We start from the raw sequence: 24,174 nt of genomic DNA, 5'->3' as shown, positions 1-24,174 counted from the left end.
AATTTATACTTAAAACCAATGTATCAACATAACTACATACTATTACTTCTTCTCGTTCTGGTCAATATATATTAATCAGAGAAAGGGATATACGTAAAATCAATTGTAGTTATTAAAAATATTCATAAGCCCTTTCTCTTATTAAGGAAAGGGCTTAAATTTTATAAAAAATAAAATAAACTAAAATAATGAAATACCAGTTAAGAAGTCACACCAGTACACATGGTCGAAGAATGGCTGGAGCCAGAGCTCTATGGAGAGCTAACGGTATGCGCGAGGAACAAATGGGGAAGCCTTTAATCGCAATTGTAAATTCTTTTACCCAATTTGTACCCGGACACGTGCACTTGCATCAAATAGGTCAATTTGTAAAATCAGAAATAGAAGCTTTAGGCTGTTTTGCTGCCGAATTCAATACCATTGCCATAGACGACGGAATAGCCATGGGACACGATGGAATGTTATATTCTCTTCCTTCCAGAGACTTAATTGCCGATAGTGTTGAATATATGGTAAATGCGCATAAAGCAGATGCCATGATTTGCATAAGTAACTGTGATAAAATTACTCCGGGTATGCTAATGGCCTCCATGCGCCTTAACATACCGACTATATTTGTTTCCGGAGGTCCTATGGAAGCCGGAGAATTAAATAATCAACATTTAGATTTAATCGATGCTATGATTAAATCTGCAGACTCAACGGTTTCAGATAAAGAGGTGAATGCCATTGAACGATCTGCCTGTCCAACTTGCGGATCATGTTCCGGCATGTTTACGGCAAATTCTATGAATTGTTTAAACGAAGCAATAGGATTAGCACTTCCCGGAAATGGAACTATAGTAGCCACTCACGCAAACAGAAAAAAATTATTTAAGGATGCAGCCGCCCTAATTGTTAAAAACGCTTATAGATATTATCAAGAGGGAGACGAATCGGTTTTACCTAGAAATATTGCAACTAAACAAGCTTTTTTAAATTCAATGGCGCTAGATATAGCAATGGGTGGTTCAACAAACACTATTCTTCATTTATTAGCTATCGCCAATGAAGCTGAAGTAGATTTCACTATGGATGATATTGATGCATTATCAAGAAAAACACCATGTCTTTGTAAAGTTGCTCCTAATACAACTAAATATCATATACAAGATGTAAATAGAGCGGGAGGAATTATGGGTATTTTAGGAGAATTGGCTAAAGCTGATTTAATAGATACATCTACCCACCGTATCGATGGTTATACTTTAAAAGAAGCAATAGATGTATACGATATTACTAAATCAAACCCTACTAAAGAAGCATTAGATTTATACCAATCGGCACCGGGGAATAAATTTAATTTAGTAATGGGATCGCAAAATTCAACCTATTCTACTCTGGATACCGATCGTTCCGAAGGATGTATTCGAGATTGGAATCATGCCTATACTAAAGATGGTGGTTTAGCTATATTAAAAGGAAACATAGCTCTAAACGGTTGTGTAGTTAAAACAGCAGGTGTGGACGAAAGTATATTTAAGTTTACAGGAACTGCCAAAGTATTTCAATCTCAAGATGCCGCTTGTGAAGGGATTTTATCGGGAAAAGTTCAATCAGGTGATGTAGTAATTATTACTTATGAAGGACCTAAAGGGGGACCCGGCATGCAAGAAATGCTCTATCCTACTTCATACATAAAATCTAAGCACTTAGGAAAAGAATGCGCCTTAATTACAGATGGTAGATTTTCTGGAGGAACTTCCGGTTTATCTATAGGGCACGTTTCGCCCGAAGCTGCAGCTGGAGGAGCCATTGGTTTGGTTGAAGACGGAGATATCATAGAAATCGATATTCCTAATCGAACCATTAATGTTAAAATATCCGATGAAGAATTGAAATTCCGAAGAGAACAAGAAATTTCCAAAGGATCAAATGCATTTAAACCGCAAAGAGATCGAAAAATTTCGAAAGCTTTAAAGGCTTATGCTAGTATGGTTAGCTCTGCTGATTTAGGTGCAGTAAGAATAATAAAATAAATGACTAAACAATAAGAATAAAGACTATGAATACTAATATTTCAGGAAGTGAGGCTTTAATACAATCCTTGCTTAAAGAAGGGGTAGATACCATATTCGGATATCCGGGAGGCGCTATTATGCCGGTATTCGATGCTTTATACGATTATAAAGATAAAATCAATCATATTCTTGTACGTCATGAACAGGCTGCGGCTCATGCTGCACAAGGCTATGCCCGTGCAAAAGGCAAACCCGGAATCGTTTTGGTAACTTCCGGTCCGGGTGCCACTAACACTGTAACCGGGATAGCAGATGCCATGATTGACAGTACTCCCCTGGTAGTAATTTCGGGACAAGTATTTTCCGGTTTACTGGGAAGTGATGCTTTTCAAGAAGCTGATGTAGTAGGGATAACTAAGCCGATCAGCAAATGGACGTATCAGATACGAAATGCAGAAGATATTCCCTGGGCTGTAGCCAGAGCTTTTTATATAGCCAGTAATGGTCGTAAAGGTCCGGTAGTTTTAGACATAACCAAAGATGCTTTGCAAGGACAAATCGAATATGCCCCCGCAAAAATCAATTTTATAAGAAGTTATCAACCCATTCCGGATTTAAAACCGGAAGAAATCCGTGAAGCAGCCAAACTTATTAATGAAGCTAAAAAACCGTTGGCATTAATCGGTCAAGGAGTTATCTTAAGCGGAGCGGAAGAAGAACTTAAAAAGTTTTTGGAAAAAGCTGATATTCCCGCCGCATCCACGATGTTAGGTTTATCGGCCATTCCTACTGACCACCCTTTAAATGTGGGACTTTTAGGTATGCATGGTAATGTTGCCCCAAATGTGAAAACTAATGAATGCGATGTTTTAATAGCTATAGGTATGCGATTTGATGATCGGGTAACCGGTGATTTAAAAACGTATGCTAAACAGGCAAAAATTATTCATTTTGATATTGATCCTTCCGAAATTGATAAAAATGTTAAAACTCATGTAAAAGTTTTAGGTGATGCTAAAGCAACTTTAGCTGAGGTAACCAAATTAGTAAACGAAAATAAACACACCGAATGGTTAGACAGTTTTAAAGAATATTACGAAAAAGAATACGATGCTGTAATTGAAAAAGAATTGTATCCTGAATCCGGAAGCTTAAAGATGGGAGAAGTAGTAAGAAAAGTATCTGAAGCTACCCATCATGAAGGTATTTTAGTTACCGATGTTGGACAAAACCAAATGATGGGCGTTCGGTATTTTAAATATAAACAAAGCCGAAGTGTTATTACTTCCGGAGGACTTGGTACAATGGGATTTGGTTTGCCGGCTGCCATTGGTGCAAAAATTGGTGCTCCTGATCGAACCGTTTGTTTATTTGTGGGCGATGGCGGAATTCAAATGACCATTCAAGAATTGGGAACGATCATGCAATATGACATTGATGTAAAAATTATCATATTAAACAACCATTTTCTAGGTATGGTGCGTCAATGGCAAGAATTGTTTTTTGACAAAAGATATTCTGAAACTCTTATGAAAAACCCGAATTTTGAAGCTATTGCTAAAGCCTATAATATTAAATCTAAAACCATAAGCAAAAGAGAAGAGCTGGATCAGGCAATTGAAGAAATGATTAATCATAAGGGATCTTACTTGTTAGATGTTCAGGTTGAAATACAGGGTATGGTATATCCGATGATTCCGGCAGGTTCGTGTGTAACTAACATTTTATTAGGAGAAACTAACCAAATATAAATCTATGTTATGGAAACTATTGAAACTCAATTTAATTCTGTCGCTCAACAATACGATAAACAACGAAGAAAATTAATTCCCTGTTTTCAAGATTTTTATAAAATAGCGGTTGAAAATATAAACCTTTCATCATCTTCTCCTAAAATTCTAGATTTAGGGGCCGGTACCGGATTATTATCCGAATTTGTTCTTCAAAAATATCCAAATGCTCAAATTACTTTGGTTGATCTGTCAGAAAAAATGTTAGAGGTCGCTAAAAATAGGTTTGAAACTAATACCTGTATCCATATAATTCGACAAGATTTTACCAAATATACATCGACACAACCATTTGATGCCGTCGTGTCCTCATTGGCTATTCATCACTTGGAAGACTCGGATAAAATTAAACTATATAATTCCATTTTTTCTTATCTTAAAGAAGAGGGAACATTTATAAATGCAGAGCAAGTTTGCGGTGAAGATGATTATTTTTCAAAATTTTATGATACCCGTTGGAGATATCAAATTGAAAACAGCGGACTTACCGCTGATGAAATTAATGCTTCGTATGAAAGAATTAAATTAGACAAAAGAAGTCCCATACTTTCCCAATTAAAATGGCTGAAAGATGCAGGCTTTAAACATGTTGATTGTCTTTATAAATATTATGACTTTGCTGTTTTATATGCTAAAAAGTAGAAATAACCATGAAAAATAAAACGTTATATACTGTAACTATATTTTCTGAAAACACTGTAGGACTTTTAGGTCAAGTAACCAGTGTTTTTACCAGAAGATTTTTAAATATTGAAACTTTATCGGTATCGCCGTCAGCTATTGAAGGTATACATAAATTTACAATTACGGTACTTTGTGATAAAGAAATGATTGAAAAAGTAGTAAAACAAATCGACAAATGCGTAGATGTGTTGAAATCTTACTATAATACCGATGATGAATTAATTCATCAGGAAATTGCTTTGTATAAATTACCCACTCCTGAATTTTTAAAAATAGGTTCGGTGGAAAATTTAATTAGAAAATATAATGCTCAGATACTTGAAATTAACGAGATTTGTGTTGTCATTCAAAAAACAGGGCATTACACCGATACGCAAGCTTTGTTTCAAGAATTGAGTGAAAATATTAAAGTATTGCAATTTATTCGTTCCGGAAGAATAGCTGTAAATACTTCAAAAATAGAACGCTTAAGTGATATGTTAAGTGAATTAAAAATAAAAGAATCTTTAATAAAAAATTAAAAATACTAACAAGATGGCACAAATGAATTTTGGTGGAGTAATTGAAAATGTAATTACTCGTGATGAGTTTCCTTTAGAAAAAGCTAGGGAAACATTAAAAGATGAAACCATTGCTGTTATTGGATATGGAGTACAAGGTCCCGGACAAGCATTAAATTTAAGAGATAACGGCTTCAATGTAATCGTTGGACAACGTAAAGGAGGTAAAACTTGGGATAAGGCTATTGCAGACGGTTGGGTTCCGGGTGAAACTTTATTTGATATAGAAGAAGCAGCATCAAAAGGAACTATTATTCAATATTTATTGTCAGATGCCGCTCAAATTGAAGTTTGGCCTAAATTAAAACCTCATTTAACAGCCGGTAAAGCTTTATATTTTTCTCATGGTTTCGGTATTACTTTTAACGACCGCACCGGAATTATACCTCCTAAAGATATTGATGTAATTTTAGTTGCACCTAAAGGATCAGGAACCAGCCTTAGACGTATGTTCTTGGAAGGAAGAGGGTTAAACTCCAGTTATGCAATTTTCCAGGATGCTACCGGTAAAGCTAAAGACAGAACTATCGCTTTAGGTATTGGTGTTGGCTCAGGGTATTTATTTGAAACTGACTTTAAACGTGAAGTTTATTCTGATCTAACAGGAGAAAGAGGTACTTTAATGGGTGCTATTCAAGGAATTTTATTAGCTCAATATGAAGTGTTACGTGAAAACGGACATACTCCATCTGAAGCTTTCAATGAAACAGTAGAAGAACTTACACAATCTTTAATGCCTCTTTTTGCTGAAAAAGGTATGGACTGGATGTATGCAAACTGTTCTACTACTGCACAAAGAGGTGCATTAGATTGGATGACTCCTTTTCATGATGCCACTAAACCTGTATTTGCTAAATTATATGCAGAAGTAGCTTCAGGAAATGAAGCACAAAGATCAATCGACACCAACTCTAAGCCTGATTATCGCGAAAAATTGGAAGAAGAACTTAAGGCTCTTCGTGAAAGCGAAATGTGGAAGGCCGGAGCTGTTGTTAGAGAATTACGACCGGAAAATAATTAATTAGTATTATATAAAAAAGGAATATGCAAAATACATATTCCTTTTTTATATTTACAAATTAAAATTCCATTTAAATGTTTATAACTACTAAAAAATTTACTCGTCTAAATTTATCCGCTTTAATTTTTCTTTTACTATCTCCCCTTTTCATAACATTATTTTTATCAAATCTATTATTTATATGTAAAATCAGCCTCTATGTATTTACAATACTTTTTTCGTTTATATTATCTTATTTCATCCTTTTTTTCTTAACAAGAAAACCTCATTGTTATGAATGGTTTTTAACTCTTTTATTTTACCTTATATCATACTCACTTAGTATATTTTTCTATGATCTATCTGCTGATGGACAATGGTATCATTTAGAAAGTATTATAAATCTAAAGAATGGATGGAATCCAATCTATGAAATATCAAAAACTAATGTTGCACAAATATATGTTCAATCCTATCCAAAAGGATATGAAATTATAGCCGCTTCTATTTATGCTTTTACTCAAAAAGTAGAATCAGGAAAGCTTATCAATATAATTGTTCTGATAGCTTCTCTTATATATGTTTTTAAATTGCTTAAACAAACTCAGTTAAGCAAGTTAAAGAGATATCTATATACGTTTCTTATCTGTATAAATCCAATAGTAGTTACTGAACTATTTACTTATTATTTAGACGGTTTCATGTATTCTTGCTTAATCATACTATTTTGTTCTTTTAGTTGCCTATTGAAAAGATATAACAAAATTGATTTAGTGACTTTTATATTTACATTATCAATTTTCTCATCGCTGAAATTTACATCAATTTTATTAGTTTTTATATTTGTATTATTTTCTTTTATATACTTATGGAAAGAGCATAAATTTAAATTTAAGTACCTATTTCCATTTTTAATATCCGGAATAATTATCTTTCCATTAACTAATATAAATCCTTATTTCACCAATTTAAAAAATGATTATCATATTTTTCACCCTGCATTTGGAAAAGAAAAAATAGAAAACTTACTATCTTCTCATGTAAGTTATGATTTTTACAAAAAAAATAGAATTGAAAAAGCCTTAATATCATATTTTTCTTATACCGGTGACAGTAAAAAAACAACTAACTTAAAAATACCTTTTTCATTAAAATTATCAGAGATCAAAGTACTTAATGAAGTATCTATAACATATGGGGGATTTGGACCTTTCTTTGGAGGAATTGTTATTCTATCGACTCTTCTTTTCATTATTTCATTTTTTATTTCTTCTAAAGCTCCTTCCGGATTGTACTATTTAATTTTAGGTGTTATTGCGAGTATTTTATCATTTCCAGATTTTTGGTTCGCTAGAATGGTTCCGCAACTTTACTTATGCCCTATTTTAATTCTTTTACTAATGGAATATAAATCAATAAATTCTAAATATCTAAAATTCGGAACTTTTATAACTCTATTATTTATTAGCATTAATACATTAATGTTTATCATAATTTCACTTACTTTAAATTTTTATCTTAGTTTAAATACCCATTATCAAATTTCTCAATTGAAAAAGCTTAGGTATAAATCCCCTATTCTTATCGATTATTTTTTTAAATCAAACGTAACTAGATTGGAAGAAAATGACATTACTTATAAAGTGACAGAGATTCCTTATTCAGAAGATGATAAAAATCTACAATTCTTTGGTGTTAAAGGAAAAAATACGACCCGATTTATAGCTGAATTTAATGAAAAAGATAAAAGTATTTTATTACGATATTTAGATAATCAACATAATAAGATTTTCAATTACTATCAATCTTATAAAAAGATTAAGTGAAATTTAAGTTTCAATTCTCTATAATATATATTTTTTCTTTGTTACTTTTGCGTAGAAAAATATAGAAAATGTCAGAAATCAGAGTTCGATTTGCACCCAGTCCTACCGGATATTTACATATTGGAGGAGTAAGAACCGCTTTATATAATTATCTCTTCGCAAAAAAAAATAAGGGAAAATTTATCTTGCGCATTGAAGATACCGATCAAAACCGCTATGTTGAAGATGCCGAAAAATACATAAGCGAATCGTTAAAATGGTGTGGCTTAGAATTGGATGAAAGTCCTGAAAAAGGAGGACCCTATGCTCCATATAAACAATCTGAAAGAAAAGACATCTATAAAAAATATATCGAAGAAATACTTAAAACAGATTTCGCATACCTGGCTTTTGACACGCCGGAAGAATTAGAAAAGTTACGAAAAGAGTATGAGGAACAAGGCAAAGTATTTTCTTACAACCATGAAATTAGAAATCAACTCAATAATAGTCTCTCTCTATCGCCCGATGAAGTTCAAAAAAAATTAAACGAGGGTGTTCCTTATGTGATCCGATTTAAAATACCACCACACAGAACTTTGGTTTTAAAAGATATTATTCGAGGCAACTTTTCCATCGATACATCTATTTTAGATGATAAAGTTTTAGTAAAGACTGACGGAATGCCTACCTATCATTTTGCCAATATAGTAGATGACCATACCATGGAAATTACCCATGTGATAAGAGGAGAAGAATGGCTTCCGTCCCTGGCCTTACATGTTTTGCTCTATGAAGCATTTGGATGGGAATCACCGGAATTTGCCCATTTGCCTTTGATTTTAAAACCGGAAGGTAAGGGTAAATTGAGCAAACGAGATGGGGATAAATACGGATTTCCTGTATTTCCTCTTGCTTGGAAAAACGAAAAAGAAGGTACTTCTTCCATAGGATACAGAGAAGAAGGTTACCTGCCTGAAGCTTTTATAAATATGTTGGCATTACTAGGATGGTCACCTTCCAATGATAAGGAAATACTATCTCTGAACGAAATGATCCAAGAGTTTGAATTGGAGAAAGTCCATAAAGCAGGAGCTCGTTTCAATCCTGATAAAGCAAAATGGTTTAATCATGAATATATTATTAAATCCAAAGCCTCTGACTTACTCCCTGAATTTCAAAAAATTTTGAAAGAAAAAGGTATTAAGACAGAAGACACTAAAGATATTCGAATCATCGAACTATTAAAAGAAAGAGTTAATTTTGTAAAAGAAATATGGGAAGTAGGTTCTTTTTTCTGGATTACGCCTTCAACTTATCAAGAAAAAAGCTATAAAAAGGTTGTTAAAGACGATACAAAAGCAATTCTTACTCAACTAATTTCTAATCTGGAGTCTGTTTCATTCATCGAAAAAGAATTACATGACAAGATTCATGAATTTGTGGAAAACTCAGGATTGGGATTTGGAAAAGTAATGCAACCCTTACGTTTAGCTCTAGTTGGTGATCTTAAAGGACCGGATATTCCGGTTATTATGGAAATAATAGGAAAAAAAGAAAGCTTACAACGTTTAAAAAATTTAGAATCAAAAATTTAAAAATAATAGGTCATGAAAATCGCATTAGCTTCAGATCATGCAGGATTTGAATATAAAAATTATATATTTAAATATCTCACTGAAAAAGGAAATCAGGTACATGACTTTGGAACCTATTCGGGAGAAAGTGTAGACTATCCGGATTTTGTACATCCTTTAGCTATTGCTGTTGAGAAAAATGAATTTGATTTCGGCATACTTTTCTGCGGCAGCGGCGAAGGGGTATCCATAACCGCAAATAAACATTCCGGAATACGTTGTGCCCTTTGTTGGCAAACAGATATTGCCCGTTTAGCCAGACAACATAACAATGCGAATGTGCTTTCCATTCCTGCGCGTTTCATTGCCAAAGAATTAGCTCAGGATATAATTGATACTTTTTTATCCACTCAATTTGAAGGGGGAAGACATCAAATGCGTGTAGATAAGATATCCAAATGGTAAAGCGAATTTTATAAATATGACAAAATTTCATAAATAATTTTTGGAATAGATATTGACTTTTTATGTAATACAAAATATTGTATATTTGAAATAATAAATAACTAAGCAAATGGATTATAAAGATTACGGAAACACTCTTGAACCATCGTTTCAAAAAAATGCCATAGCTAAACAGCAAGCTACATTTATATCTAAAGTATATATGTGGATGAGCTTGGCTTTATTTATAAGTGGTTTTACTGCTTATTTTACAGCTAATTCTCCGGGATTATTAAGCTTAATGTTTGGTACTACCGGCCCTACTTTCTTATATTATGCTTTAATTTTAGGCGAATTAGGATTAGTATTTGCTTTAAGCGGAGCAATCCATAAAATGACTTTAGGATTAGCATCGGCAGTCTTTTTGTTTTATTCTTTTTTAAACGGAATGACTTTGGCTATGATTTTTTTGGCTTATACCTTTTCATCTATAGCTACCACATTTTTTATTACTGCCGGTACATTTGCTATAATGAGTTTATATGGTTATTTTACCAAAACAGATCTTACAAAATTTGGAAGAATTCTATCCATGGCTTTACTAGGTGTACTATTAGCCATAGTTGTCAATATTTTCTTAAATAACTCCATGTTGGATTTAATTATTTCAGTGGTTGGAGTTTTAATATTTGTGGGATTAATTGCTTATGATACTCAAACTCTGAAAAATATAGGATCACAAATAAACTCTGAAGATGGAGAAAGTTATTCTAAAATAGCGATTCAAGGTGCCTTGTCTCTCTATTTAGATTTTATTAACCTTTTCTTATTTTTACTTAGATTTCTTGGTTCAAGAAGATAAATTTACTTTTTGAAAACGTTAAAATAGTTTATAGGTGAATAAAGCTTTTATTCACCTATTTATATATAATAAAATACCATTATTAAAACAAAATATAAATCTAATAGAAACTATAAAATTTGTAATTTTAAATTTATTTATAAATAAATATGGAGAACAATCCACAAGATAATAAAAATAATAAAAAAAAGCCCTTATTAAAAACAATCCTTGGTTTAGTTTTATTTAGCTTTTCCATCATCTTATTTATTTCATTCCTCTCATTTTACTTTAATTGGAAAGAAGATCAAAGCCAATTAACTTCTTATCTAAATAAAAATGTTACAGCGCAAAATATAATCGGTAAAACGGGCGCTTACTTAGGGGAAATATTTATTTTTGATGGTGTAGGAGTTATTGCATTTTTTATTCCGTTCTTCTTATTTATTTTATCTTTTAAAGTATTATTTAATAAAGAAATTCTAAAAATATGGAAACTTCTCTCTCATGGGATTTTCTTTATTATTTGGACTCCTATATTTCTAGCCATGGTCTTCGGATCTAAATGGTTGCTTTCCGGATTGATAGGCTATGAAGTATATGATTATTTAAAATCATTATTGGGCAGTGTGGGTACAGGTATTATATTGTTGCTGACCCTGTCAATATATTTTATCCTTGAATTTAATTTGAGCGTGGATCATGTAAAATCTAAATTGCATTCAACACCTTCTTTCAAACCGTCTAAAAAAGAAAAAGAAAAGGATGTTTTAAAAGAACCTTTTGAAGAAGACCAAATTTATGAGAAAATAAAAGACCCTAAAACCGTTCAATCTGAGACTGTTATCGCAAAAGTTCAAACAAAAAATGAAATTCAAGAAGAAAATTTAACAGGTATACAACAAGTCGAGTCACTAATAGAAGAGGAAAGTAATCCTATAAATTTATCCAATACCAATATTCTGATAGAAGAATCTTCCCATCCTGACACAACCACTCATTCTACAGAATTAGAAATTGATATTCCTACTACAGAAGAAACGGTTGAAGATGATATTTCATTGACTATAGAAGAAACTAAAAAAGAAGAAATTTTATCTGAAAATGAGCCTAATAAAAATATATATGACCAATTCGGACCATATGATCCTAAATTAGATTTACCTAAATATAAATACCCTACTCTTGATCTTTTAACTAATTATAATACGAATAATAATATTACGATAAACAGTGAAGAGTTAGAGGAAAATAAAAATAAAATTGTAACAACACTTGCAAATTATGGCATTGGAATTTCAAGTATCAAAGCAACGGTCGGCCCAACAGTAACTTTATATGAAATTATTCCTGAAGCAGGTATCCGTATTTCCAAAATTAAAAATTTGGAAGATGATATAGCCCTTAGTCTCGCAGCTTTAGGTATTCGTATTATTGCTCCGATACCCGGAAAAGGAACTATTGGTATTGAAGTACCCAATAGTACCGCAACGATGGTTTCCATGCGTTCGGTTATCGCTTCTCAAAAATTTCAAAAAATCGATATGGAATTACCTATTGTTTTCGGAAAAACCATATCTAATGAAACTTTCGTTACAGATTTAGCTAAAATGCCTCACATGCTCATGGCCGGGGCTACGGGACAGGGTAAATCGGTGGGATTAAACGCCATTATAACTTCTCTGTTATACAAAAAACATCCTAGTGAATTAAAATTCGTGTTTGTAGATCCTAAAAAGGTGGAACTTACCTTATACAACAAAATTGAACGTCATTTTCTTGCAAAATTACCGGATACGGATGAAGCCATTATTACCGATACGACTAAAGTGATTAATACTTTGAATTCACTTTGTGTGGAAATGGATAATCGTTACAAACTTCTCCAATCAGCTTATGTAAGAACCATCAAAGAATATAATCAAAAATTTAAGGAACGTAAATTAAATCCTGAAAAAGGTCATCGATTCTTGCCGTATATTGTTTTGGTTATTGATGAATTTGCTGATTTAATTATGACCGCCGGAAAAGAAGTAGAGCTTCCTATCGCCAGATTAGCTCAGTTGGCCAGAGCCATAGGAATTCATCTTATTATAGCTACACAAAGGCCTTCCGTAAATGTTATTACCGGAATGATTAAAGCCAACTTCCCCGCTCGTGTTGCATTCCGCGTAACTTCAAAAATAGATTCAAGAACTATTCTGGACGGAAATGGTGCCGATCAATTAATCGGGAAAGGAGATATGTTGTTTACCACCGGTAATGAACTGATACGTATGCAATGTGCCTTTGTTGATACACCCGAAGTTGATAAAATAACAGAATATATTGGTTCTCAACAAGGATATCCGGATGCTTATTTATTGCCGGAATTTTATGAAGAAAATTCAAGTGTAAGCTCAAACGATGCGGTTGAAGCAAAAAGAGATGAGCTTTTTAATGATGCTGCTCGAGTAATTGTAACCGCTCAACAAGGATCCACCTCTTTGATTCAACGTAAATTATCATTGGGTTATAATAGAGCCGGAAGAATAATGGATCAACTTGAAGCGTTCGGCATTGTCGGGGCTTTCGAAGGAAGTAAGGCACGTAAAGTTCTGGTTACTGACCTGGTTAGTTTGGAACAATTATTGGAAAATTTAAACCCCTAAAAAACATTACCTAATAATATGAAAAAGATATTTGCATTCTTATTTATTTGTTCTTCATTTTTAATATGGGCTCAAAAAATTGATCCGGAAGCAAAAAGACTTTTAGATACAGCTAGTGCTAAACTCAGCCAAAATTCAACATTTTACATAAAATTCAATTATTTATATTCTATACCCGGCCAAAAAAGTATATCTGAAATTGGACAGGTTTATGCCGCTAAAGAAAAGTATCATTTAATTCTACCCAGTATTACCCAAATTTATGACGGAAATAAGATTTACACTATTTCCAAGGAAGATAAAGAAATTACTTCTTCTGACAAAGAAGACGGTGAAAGCCTATCTCCTACCAATATTTTAAGTCTTTATAAAAGCGGTTTTAATATTACTTTTGAAGGAAATACAACTATTAATAATGTTAAATGTTCCGTTATTAAATTGGTTCCTATTGATACCAAAAAATCAAAATCTATACTTCTTGCTCTTTCTAATAATAAGATCATAAGAGTATCTGAAAATTATAACGACGGAAGTTCTTTAATTTTAATGATCATTGATTTTAAAGAAAATTTAATTGTAAATAAATCTTTACTTACATTTGATAAAAATAACTATAAAGATTACACACTAACAGAGTTATAAAAGATGATTAAAAAGTTAGACTGGTATATTATCCGCACTTTTTTTGGTCCTTTTTTATTTATATTTAGCGTTTTAATGTTCATCTTTGTAGTTCAGTTTGCCTTTAACCAAATGGATAAATTTTTAGGTAAAGGACTGAACTTATGGGACATATCTAAATTATTGTATTATCTGGGCTTGGATGTGATTCGTCTCGTTTTACCTTTAACTATCTTGTTGTCATCAATTATGACATTTGGTGGTTTCGGAGAGCGATATGAACTAGCTGCAATGAAATCAGCTGGAATTTCATTAGCCCGAATAATGTATCCTCTTTTTAGTCTTGTAGTCTTACTGGCCATCTGGTTATTTTATTTCTGTAACACCACACTTCCCGAAAACCAACGAAGAGCGCGTAACATGCTCATCAATATTGCACAAACAAGACCTGCTCTGAACTTTGAAGAAGGACGGTTTATTAAGGAAATGAATCCTTTAAGCATTAAAATTGGCAGGAAAAGTGGTGAAAATGATAGTGAATGGGATCAAGTATTTATTCATAAAAATGCTTCCCCTTTTGAAGATCAACAAACCATTATAGCAGATAAAGGAAATATAATTTCCAAAGATAACCATTACTTAAAAATTGAACTATATAACGGATATATATATCAAGATAACATTAAAGGTAAAAATCTAAATGAACTAAAAAAGCAACCGGGTAATTCCATTAAGTTTGACACCTTAACTCAATATTACGATATTTCGGATATAATTAAAAAATCACTAGACAAACAATCCGAAGGGGATAATTTCAGATATAAATCAGTATCGGAATTAAGCACTTATATAGATTCCATCAAGACTTCCAATACTGTGTACTTTAAAGGGCTTGGAGAAAATGGCATGAAACTTTTATTAGGAGAAACAAATTCATTGGATTCCCTAGATTATAGTCATTATAATGAAGATTTTCCGTTTGAATTGTCTAACTTAGATGAAAACACTAAATATAATTTAGTTAAAGCCGCCATAAATCAGGTTACTATGTCTAAGTATGAATTAGGTTCAAAAGCTACCGAAATGAAAGCGGTAGAAAAATTTATAGCTAAAATGATTTTATGGCAGCAAAAAAATATCATTTCATATTCCGTTACCTGTATTGTATTTTTCTTGATAGGAGCTCCGCTAGGATCAATCATTAGAAAAGGGGGAGTCGGTTTGCCTGTTGTTGTAGCCATAATAATATTTATCATTTTTTATATTTTAGGGCTTTATATGGAAAATTTGGCAAAAAATCAGGTAATCAACGCCTATTGGGCTTCTTGGATTCCTAACGCTATATTTCTACCTGTTGGAATTTTTCTAACCATAAAATCCATGAGAGATTCTGAACTATTTGACGTGGATAATTATTTAAAACCTTTTAAAAGATTTATTAGTAAATTTATCAAACAAAAAAAATTAGAACACAGTAGATACCAATGATTATTACAGACTTAAAAATGAATACCATATCAGAAGCTCTTGAAGAATTAAGACAGGGAAAGGTAATTATAGTTGTTGATGATGAAGATCGTGAAAACGAGGGTGATTTTGTTGCTGCAGCTTCAACTATGACTCCAGAAACTATAAATTTTATGACTAAGTACGGAAGGGGTTTGATTTGCACGCCTTTAACTCAAAAAAGAGCTGAAGAGCTGGACTTGGAATACATGGTCGGAAAAAATACTGATCCTAAGCAAACGGCTTTCACTGTTTCAGTAGATTTACTAGGACATGGGATTACCACAGGTATTTCCGCTTCTGATCGATCCAAAACCGTTAAAGCCCTTGTCGATGAAAATATCAAGCCAAGTGATTTTGCCCGTCCGGGTCATATTTTTCCTTTAGTTGCAAAAAAAGGAGGAGTACTTAAAAGAGACGGACATACTGAAGCTACCGTCGATTTATTACAATTAGCGGGACTTCCTTCTACCGGAGTTTTAGTTGAAATTATGAATGAGGATGGAACAATGGCTCGTTTGCCTCAATTAATGGAAGTTGCTAAGAAATTTGATTTAAAAATTATAACTATTAAAGACTTAATTTCATATCGTCTTAAAAATGATTCTTTGATTGAAAAAATCGACGATGAAATAATCAAAACCTATTATGGTGAATTACGATTTGTAACGTATAAAGATAAAACCAATGATCAAATTCATTTTGCCTTAGTGAAAGGTGAAATTAATGAAGATGAAATCGTACCCGTAAAAGTTTGTGCTAATAATGTATATTTGGATCTTTTCAAAACTCTTGCTCAAGGAGAAGAAACCATTGTAAATAGATCTATTAATTTTATTAATGAAAATGGCAAAGGAGTAATTATTTTTATAAACAATCCTTCCAATACAGAGGTAATTGAAAATCATCTGAGCGAACTCAAAAAATACATATCGGGAGAAATAGCTGATTTTGGAATACAATCCGACGAAAGGGATTTAGGAATCGGTGCACAAATAATTAAAAATTTAGGAATTAAAAATATCAATGTTTTAACAACCAATCCTAATAAAAATTTCCCTCTAAGTAGTGGATATGGAATTAAGATTGTAAATGAAATTAAAATTTAAATTTCATTCTCATAAATTATAAATAAAGAAGCTATATAGTAGCTTCTTTATTTAACCAAGTATTGAATTATAAAATGATATTTTGGATCTGATTCGGTAATTACACGTAAAGGATCTTGCTTCTTATTTCTTGCTTCTATAATTTTATTTTTATATTTCCTTAAATAAATATGTTTGTGTAAATCTTCTTCTAAGGCTGTTTGTAAATTTATTTTAAGAACTTGAGTTGGATCTAAAACGAAAGAATCAAAAATTTTTGAAACCATTTCAGAAGTTATATCATATACATCTTTAATTTGTTCCATCGACACAAAACCACCTAATCCTTTTCTAAAACTCAATATTCTTTTAGTTATGATTTCATTTTCAATTACGGAATTTATATCGTTAAAAGATGCAGTATTAATATCCTTTTTTTCATTGGAGATTTGTAGTATTTTTATATTTGATGTATTTTCAATATTTTGAGAAGGAAGCTTAATGTACGATTCCAATTCATGATATTTTACAGTTGATATCACATAACATTTTTTTAAATCCTCTTTGGATTCGAACTTTCCACCGATAGCATTTTTATATCTTATAATGCTTTCCGCTTGTTTTTCTGAAAAACCTATTTGTACCCAATCGTTTACTTTATATGTATTCGGGTCAAATGTTAATAACCGATACTTCTTTACTTTACTAGAATTAGTAGTTGTTTCATTAAAGCCGTTCTCCGGTAATAACAGAAATGGAGATATTTTAGCATACATTTCCTCGGAGATTACATAGCAAGATTTAAGCTGTTCTTTAGAAGTAAATTTACCTCCAAGCATAGCCTTATAGTTAATAATTACCTCTGCTTGTTTTTTAGAGAAACCTAAACTCTGCCAGTCTTCTGTATTATAATCAGTTGGATAAAAAGGTTCTATAAGTTTATCATTATTATCCTTTTCTTTAGAATTCTGATCATTAATTTCTTCAACAAAATGAAAAGGGTTAGCATTATTAGTCTCAAAGATCGAGGAAATTAAAGCATTCCTATGAATTAATAATTCTAAAATACATATAATTATGAGCAACAAAAGAACACCTATTCGTTGCTCTTTTATCATTTTAAGGCGTAAATTCATAAAAGTTAATATAAATATATAATTACAAGAGCTTAATTTTTAAAATGTTACCATTTATTATGGTAACGTAAAAAAATTATATTTTTATATTAAAAAAATGAAATACTACTTCTTTTAAACCGCTGTAAAATAATAACCTAAAATTCAAAATAGTTCTTAGTAAGTTAACAATCTCTTTAAAATTGCGAACTCAATGGATACTTTACAAAACTATTATATGAAAAATTTAAGTCTAAATATTTAGCTATTTTTTCCTTTTTCTGCATAGCTCATATCATTAACCGATTCGATGATATATTTTCCATCTTCAAATATAACTTTACATACTGAAGCGTTTTCCAAATCCTTAACAAATAACCTTTTACCTCCCAGATTATGAAGCATTAGAGTTATACTTAATCCGTGAGACACAATCAGAACGTTTTTATTTTTCTTATTCTTACTTTCGAGCTGTACAATATCCGATAAAGCTTTATGCGTTCTTTTTTCAACTGTATTAAAATCTTCTGCCATTTTCATAGGATCTAAAATACTTATGGTATTGACCGCTTCTTTATAAGTAATTTCTTTATTCTTGTCAAAGATATCATTAAATAAATCCTGAGCATTTGTGTAATGTAGATATAAGGCAACATCCTTAAACATTTCCGTAGCTAAGGCAGTTTCATACGCTCCAAAACAGATTTCTCTTAATTCAGGTTTTTCTGTTACCGGAAGTTCTTTTTGATCTGAATTCTTTAAAATAATATTAATGGTCTCTCTGGTTCTCCGTAAATCACTGCAAAAAGCAGAAGAAAATTTAACATCTTTCAATCCTTTACCCAAATTTTCTGCTACCTCAATCCCTTCTTTTGTTAACGGTGTATCACTCCAACCTTGAACTTTGTTTAACGTATTTAAAATTGTCTTACCATGACGTACTATGTAAAATGTAATCTTAGATCCCATATAAAAAATATTAGCATTTTAAATACAAAATTAGAAAATTTTGTTTGTTATAAGTACAGAATAATCATCATAGTTAACCAGTATTTCATGTTGTTGATTTAATTAAACTTAAAATTAAAAAACAAAATATATCTATAAAATAATTATTTTTAACCGTATAATTTTTAAAAAATTTTATTCGTATAAAAAAATAATTATTATTTTTGTTATGTTAATTTAGATTTTAAAAGTTAAAAATCTTAGTTATGTTATTACGCAATTTAACATTGCCGGTTAATAAAATTACCCTTTTATCTTACCCTATCTACTTCAGTAGGCAGGTTAGGCTTTGATTTTCGATTTTTCCAAAGCCGACACTTCCGTTTTTTATACAGTAATTTATCTACTACTGTTTTTTCAATTTATCCATTTACTATATTATTTATACATAAGATGAATATTAATATTGTTGTTGCAACAGAAGAACATTATCAGTACGCTGAAGAAATATGCGAAACTATTTACCAATCGGCTATTGTAAGGGGTACAGGTATTGCTAAAAGAACACCTGAATACATCCAAAAAAAAATGGATCAAAGACAAGCGATTTTAGCTCTTGATAACACAAAATTTGCAGGTTTTTGTTATATCGAAAAATGGCAGAACGGAGAATTCGTCGTCCATTCAGGATTAATTGTTCATCCTGACTACAGAGGAATAGGTTTAGCCAAAAAAATTAAACATTTTATTTTTGATTATACCCGCAAAAAATTTCCGGAAGCTAAAATTTTTGGTATAACTACCGGTTTGGCTGTAATGAAAATTAATTCGGAATTAGGATATAAGCCGGTACCCTTTTCTGAACTAACTGAAGATCCTGACTTTTGGAATGGCTGTAAAACGTGTACGAATTTTAATATTCTACAAAGTAAACAAAATAAAATGTGCTTATGTACCGGAATGTTATTCGATCCTAAAGATCAAAAAAAAGATAAGAATATCTCCCATAAAAATAGTTTCGATAAAAAGGTCATTACTCAACTCAATAAAATAAAAGAAGTATTTCACTTAAAATCTAAAAAGGATTGTAATAATTCCCAAATTAAAACCATCTAAAAAATCTTGATTATGAAAAAAGCAGTTTTAGCATATAGTGGAGGACTAGATACTTCCTATTCTTTGGTTAAACTTACTAAAGAACATGATATGGAAGTTCATACAGTTATAGTTAATAGCGGAGGATTTTCTGAAGAAGAATTAAAACAAATTGAAAAACGAGCATATGAGCTGGGTTCCAATCATCATATAACCATTGATATTACTGAAAAATTTTATAAAAATTGTTTACGCTATCTCATTTATGGAAACATTTTAAAAAACAATACCTATCCCTTATCAGTGAGTGCAGAAAGAATATTTCAGTCACTGGCTATAGCGGAATACGCAAAAAAAATAAATGCGGAATATATAGTTCATGGAAGCACGGGAGCCGGTAATGATCAAATCCGATTTGATGTAGCCTTTGAAGTCATTTCCCCTAAATCAAAAATAATAACACCGATTCGTGATGAAAATATTTCTCGTCAAGAAGAAGTTGACTACTTACAAAAAAACGGAATAAACATGAATTGGGAAAAAGCAAAATATTCCATCAATAAAGGAATATGGGGAACTTCTGTGGGGGGTGTTGAAACACTTTCCTCTGATCTTTCATTACCGGACGAGGCCTACCCTACTCCCCTCTCTGAAACCACTCCTTCCATAATTGAACTTGAATTTTCTAAAGGAGAACCTATCGGATTAAATGGAGAAAAAATGAAACCGGTGGCATTAATTCAAAAACTGAATGAAATAGGAGGAAAATACGCTATTGGAAGAGATATACATGTGGGAGATACCATTTTAGGAATTAAAGGAAGAGTAGGTTTTGAAGCTCCTGCTCCTATGTTACTAATTAAAGCACATCATCTGCTGGAAAAACATACCTTATCCCGTTGGCAACTTTTACATAAAGATTCATTGGCCAATTGGTATGGTACTTTATTGCATGAAGCTCAGTATTTAGACCCTGTAATGCGCGACATTGAAGCATTTCTTACGTCCTCTCAAAAACGGGTTAGCGGAACCGTAAAAATTCAGTTGTATCCCTATTATTTCCGTATGATCGGTATAAAATCTCCTTATGATATGATGCAATCAAAAGTTGCTACTTACGGTGAAGAAAATGAAGCTTGGGACAGTAGAGATGCCCGAGGATTCATTAAAATTTTTGGAAATCAATTAAAAATTCATCATAGTTTCAATGATTTAGAATAATTTACGAACTTTATCTTGAATTAAAGTAAATAAAAATTGAAAGTATAGTTTAGTTTAAAAAACCAATGAACAAAATAAAAGCCAGTATTGTGGGAGGGGCAGGATATACCGCAGGCGAATTACTGCGAATCCTCATTAATCATCCAAAAATAGAACTCACATCCGTTTACAGCACTTCCAATGCAGGAAACCCTGTCACAACGGTCCATGAAGACCTTATAGGGGAAACCGATTTAATTTTTTCTGATCGCATTGATCAAGAGGCAGATGTTGTTTTTTTATGTTTGGGACATGGTAAATCCAGGGATTTTTTGACAAAAAATATATATTCTAAAAACACAAAAATCATAGATTTAAGTAATGATTTCAGGGTTAAACCTCATCATGTGTTTCAAGACAGGACATATATTTACGGTCTTCCCGAATTACAAAAAGAAGAAATAAAAAAGGCAAAAAATATTGCCAATCCCGGATGTTTTGCCACCGCCATACAATTGGCTTTACTTCCCTTAGCAAAGAAAAGTTTATTGTCCCAAAATATTCATATTAACGCAGTAACCGGCTCAACCGGTGCGGGGCAATCACTTTCAGCAACTGCACATTTCAGTTGGAGAAATAATAATGTTTCCTTTTACAAAGAATTTAGTCATCAGCATGAGGCAGAAATTTCACAAAGTATTCATCAGTTAGGAACCAACCGACATCAACTATATTTTTTACCTATGCGTGGCAATTTTACTCGAGGGATTCTTGCCGGCATATATTTAAAATGTGAAATTACAAAGGAGGAAGCTTTTTCTTTATATCGTGAATACTATCAGGATCATCCATTTACCTTTGTTTCTAACACTCCTCTATCTGTAAAGCAAGTAGTCAACACAAATAAATGTATGTTAGAAATACAAAAACATAAAGATACCCTATTAATCACTTCGGTGATTGATAATTTAAGTAAAGGTGCTTCGGGTCAAGCCGTACAAAACATGAACCTTATTTTCGGATTTGAGGAATCGGAAGGTTTACATTTAAAACCGGTAGCATTTTGATAAAATTAGAGTTATGTATTCACTATTTCCTCTTTAAATGATTAACTAGAAAAACTAAAAATACAATATCAGTTTCCTTAGTTTATTTAGAAAGTTCTTATGGTTCTTTTAGAGATGTTAACTAAAAAAAGGATAAATTACTGATTTTAATGAATAAAGAAATTTATATAATTAGTACAAAATTATAATATGAAAATAGCAATTATTGGAGCCGGAAATTTAGGACTGGCAATCGCAAAAGGAATTATTAACAGCAATTTTGCTGAATCATTATACATTACTAAGCGAAATATTAAAACCTTACATGAACTGGAAAATAAACAAAATATAGTTCTTACCTCAGACAATAAAGAGGCAATTAAAAATTCAGAGATTATACTATTTGCGGTTCAGCCTAATGTCTTAACCAATGTTTTACAAGAATGCCGGCATTTATTTATGGAACATCATACTTTACTATCAGTAGTTGCCGGATTTGATTTAAGTAAACTAGAAGAAATCATAGGCAGTCATTTTCCAATTATTAAGGCCATGCCTAATACTGCTATATCGGTAAATAAATCCATGACCTGTCTTTGTTCCAATAAAAAAGGAAAGGATCGAATCAATATCGCGTTGGAAATCTTTAATCAACTGGGACATGCTGTAGAAATTCCTGAAGAGCAAATGCAAGCGGCAACAATTATTTGTTCCAGCGGTATAGCTTTTTGGCTGAGGATCATTCGTGCACATATGTTGGGAGCTATAGAAATGGGACTGGAACCGCAAGAAGCTCTATCCATGATTACTCAAACTTGTATGGGAGCGGCACAATTAATTGATTCTAAAAAAAGTCATCCCGAGCAAGAAATTGATAAGGTCACAACTCCAGGCGGATGCACCATAGCCGGAATTAATGAAATGGATCATCAAGGAGTTAACTCTGCCATTATTAAAGGGCTATTAGCTTCCTATACTAAAATCAATCAGCTGACTAAGAAATAAATAGTAAAGTATTACATGAATACCACAAAAAAACAATAATAAAAATTTATAAAGGATACTAATATGAGTCTATTCAATGTATATCCTATCTACTCTGTAACCCCTGTTAAAGCCTCAGGTTGTACCGTATGGGATGATAAAGGAGATGCTTACCTTGACTTTTATGGTGGGCATGGGGTTATTTCCATCGGTCATTCACATCCAACGTATATAAAACATGTAACTGAACAAATCAATTCCATCGGTTTTTATTCCAATTCAATTATCAATCCTGTTCAGGTAAAACTGGGTAATTTATTACCTCAAATTTGCGGATATCCCGACTATTCGTTATTCCTCTGCAATTCAGGAGCTGAAGCTAATGAAAATGCTTTAAAATTAGCCTCCTTTCATACCGGAAAATCAAAAGTTTTAGCCTTTAAAAATAGTTTCCACGGACGTACTTCCGCAGCGGTTGCCGTAACCGATAATCCAAAAATTATTGCTCCTATCAACGCTCAACAGGAAGTGGTATTTTGCGAATTAAACGACATTGAAAGTGTTAAAAAAGAGATTGCTAAAGGGGATGTATCTTCCGTAATTATCGAAGCTATTCAAGGAGTGGGTGGATTGGATGAAGGAAGCACTGATTTTTTTCGGGAATTGGAAAAAGTTTGTAAAAATAATAAGGTAGTTCTAATTTTGGATGAAATTCAATGTGGATATGGACGATCCGGTAAATTTTTTGCCCATCAATATCATGGAATCAAAGCAGATATTATATCGGTAGCGAAAGGGATGGGAAACGGATTTCCTATCGGGGGGATCTTAATTTCTCCTGAATTTACTTCTTCTTTTGGATTATTAGGAACTACTTTTGGCGGAAACCATCTCGCTTGTGCCGCAGCATTAGCGGTTTTAGAAGTAATGGAGGATGAAGAAATTTTAAACAATGTTCAAAAACAATATGAATATTTAATTAAAAAATTTTCTTCTCTATCGCAAATTAAGAAAATTAAGGGTAAAGGATTAATGCTGGGATTAGAATTTGATTTCGAAGTCGCAGATCTCCGTAAAAAATTAATCTATGAAAAAAAGATTTTTACGGGTAATTCCAATAATAAAAATCTACTGCGTGTGCTTCCGCCGTTAACTATTTCCAAAAATGAAATTGATATGCTTTATGACAGTTTACAGTCTTGTCTTTAACAACCTTATA

Annotated in this window: 20 protein-coding genes; 18 read left to right on the top strand and 2 right to left on the bottom strand. The window is 32.0% G+C overall.

Annotated elements, in window-relative coordinates; all coding sequences use genetic code 11:
- Window positions 1-188 precede the first annotated feature (188 nt).
- From ilvD to ribB, 13 genes are all read left to right on the top strand, one after another.
- Window positions 189-2,018, top strand: a complete 1,830-nt coding sequence (ilvD, locus tag C4S75_RS04675) for a dihydroxy-acid dehydratase (protein ID WP_105297166.1) — start codon at window positions 189-191, stop codon at window positions 2,016-2,018.
- Between the two features lie 26 nt (window positions 2,019-2,044).
- A complete protein-coding gene (ilvB, locus tag C4S75_RS04670; protein ID WP_105297165.1) occupies window positions 2,045-3,751 on the top strand; it encodes a biosynthetic-type acetolactate synthase large subunit in 1,707 nt (568 codons plus the stop codon).
- A 9-nt stretch (window positions 3,752-3,760) separates the two neighbouring features.
- The gene (locus tag C4S75_RS04665; protein WP_105297164.1) at window positions 3,761-4,432 is read left to right on the top strand and encodes a class I SAM-dependent methyltransferase; all 672 of its coding nucleotides are present in this window, start codon (window positions 3,761-3,763) and stop codon (window positions 4,430-4,432) included.
- 8 nt (window positions 4,433-4,440) lie between these two features.
- A complete protein-coding gene (gene ilvN / locus C4S75_RS04660) occupies window positions 4,441-4,995 on the top strand; it encodes an acetolactate synthase small subunit (protein WP_105297163.1) in 555 nt (184 codons plus the stop codon).
- Between the two features lie 13 nt (window positions 4,996-5,008).
- Window positions 5,009-6,055, top strand: a complete 1,047-nt coding sequence (ilvC, locus tag C4S75_RS04655; RefSeq protein WP_105297162.1) for a ketol-acid reductoisomerase — start codon at window positions 5,009-5,011, stop codon at window positions 6,053-6,055.
- Window positions 6,056-6,129: 74 nt separating this feature from the next.
- Window positions 6,130-7,860, top strand: a complete 1,731-nt coding sequence (locus C4S75_RS04650) for a hypothetical protein (protein WP_105297161.1) — start codon at window positions 6,130-6,132, stop codon at window positions 7,858-7,860.
- A gap of 68 nt (window positions 7,861-7,928) precedes the next feature.
- Complete coding sequence (gene gltX, locus C4S75_RS04645) at window positions 7,929-9,437, top strand: glutamate--tRNA ligase (protein WP_105297160.1); 1,509 nt, start codon at window positions 7,929-7,931, stop codon at window positions 9,435-9,437.
- Between the two features lie 12 nt (window positions 9,438-9,449).
- Complete coding sequence (gene rpiB, locus C4S75_RS04640) at window positions 9,450-9,881, top strand: ribose 5-phosphate isomerase B (protein WP_105297159.1); 432 nt, start codon at window positions 9,450-9,452, stop codon at window positions 9,879-9,881.
- A 109-nt stretch (window positions 9,882-9,990) separates the two neighbouring features.
- Window positions 9,991-10,722, top strand: coding sequence for a Bax inhibitor-1/YccA family protein (locus C4S75_RS04635; protein ID WP_105297158.1), 732 nt, complete (start codon window positions 9,991-9,993; stop codon window positions 10,720-10,722).
- A gap of 149 nt (window positions 10,723-10,871) precedes the next feature.
- Entirely contained in the window at window positions 10,872-13,352 is a 2,481-nt protein-coding gene (locus tag C4S75_RS04630; protein WP_105297157.1) for a DNA translocase FtsK, read from the top strand.
- A gap of 18 nt (window positions 13,353-13,370) precedes the next feature.
- Entirely contained in the window at window positions 13,371-13,994 is a 624-nt protein-coding gene (locus C4S75_RS04625; RefSeq protein ID WP_105297156.1) for a hypothetical protein, read from the top strand.
- Between the two features lie 3 nt (window positions 13,995-13,997).
- Window positions 13,998-15,461, top strand: coding sequence for an LptF/LptG family permease (locus tag C4S75_RS04620; RefSeq protein ID WP_105297155.1), 1,464 nt, complete (start codon window positions 13,998-14,000; stop codon window positions 15,459-15,461).
- Window positions 15,462-15,463: 2 nt separating this feature from the next.
- Window positions 15,464-16,588 carry a 3,4-dihydroxy-2-butanone-4-phosphate synthase gene (gene ribB, locus C4S75_RS04615; protein WP_105297191.1) on the top strand — a complete coding sequence of 375 codons (1,125 nt, stop codon included), beginning with the start codon at window positions 15,464-15,466 and terminating at the stop codon, window positions 16,586-16,588.
- Window positions 16,589-16,635: 47 nt separating this feature from the next.
- Here ribB and C4S75_RS04610 read toward each other — a convergent pair whose 3' ends face one another.
- Together C4S75_RS04610 and C4S75_RS04605 are read right to left on the bottom strand one after the other, a co-directional pair.
- Window positions 16,636-17,703, bottom strand: a complete 1,068-nt coding sequence (locus C4S75_RS04610; protein WP_105297154.1) for a helix-hairpin-helix domain-containing protein — start codon at window positions 17,701-17,703, stop codon at window positions 16,636-16,638.
- 240 nt (window positions 17,704-17,943) lie between these two features.
- Window positions 17,944-18,651, bottom strand: a complete 708-nt coding sequence (locus C4S75_RS04605) for a histidine phosphatase family protein (protein WP_105297153.1) — start codon at window positions 18,649-18,651, stop codon at window positions 17,944-17,946.
- Window positions 18,652-19,083: 432 nt separating this feature from the next.
- Here C4S75_RS04605 and C4S75_RS04600 point away from each other — a divergent pair, with 432 nt between their 5' ends.
- The 5 genes from C4S75_RS04600 (at window position 19,084) to C4S75_RS04580 (ending at window position 24,164) form a co-directional block, all read left to right on the top strand.
- A complete protein-coding gene (locus C4S75_RS04600) occupies window positions 19,084-19,746 on the top strand; it encodes a GNAT family N-acetyltransferase (protein ID WP_105297152.1) in 663 nt (220 codons plus the stop codon).
- Window positions 19,747-19,758: 12 nt separating this feature from the next.
- Window positions 19,759-20,946 (top strand): argininosuccinate synthase, encoded by a 1,188-nt coding sequence (gene argG / locus C4S75_RS04595; protein ID WP_185116736.1) that lies wholly within the window; start codon window positions 19,759-19,761, stop codon window positions 20,944-20,946.
- 65 nt (window positions 20,947-21,011) lie between these two features.
- Window positions 21,012-21,992, top strand: coding sequence for an N-acetyl-gamma-glutamyl-phosphate reductase (gene argC, locus C4S75_RS04590; RefSeq protein ID WP_105297151.1), 981 nt, complete (start codon window positions 21,012-21,014; stop codon window positions 21,990-21,992).
- Window positions 21,993-22,181: 189 nt separating this feature from the next.
- The gene (proC, locus tag C4S75_RS04585) at window positions 22,182-22,976 is read left to right on the top strand and encodes a pyrroline-5-carboxylate reductase (RefSeq protein ID WP_105297150.1); all 795 of its coding nucleotides are present in this window, start codon (window positions 22,182-22,184) and stop codon (window positions 22,974-22,976) included.
- A gap of 63 nt (window positions 22,977-23,039) precedes the next feature.
- Window positions 23,040-24,164 (top strand): aspartate aminotransferase family protein, encoded by a 1,125-nt coding sequence (locus tag C4S75_RS04580; RefSeq protein WP_105297149.1) that lies wholly within the window; start codon window positions 23,040-23,042, stop codon window positions 24,162-24,164.
- Window positions 24,165-24,174 lie beyond the last annotated feature (10 nt).

It is taken from the genome of Apibacter sp. wkB309 (genome assembly GCF_002964915.1).
In the GTDB taxonomy this organism is placed as follows: Bacteria; Bacteroidota; Bacteroidia; order Flavobacteriales; family Weeksellaceae; genus Apibacter.
Note: the sequence above shows the minus strand (reverse complement) of the source record. Positions and strands in the feature narration are given on the sequence as shown.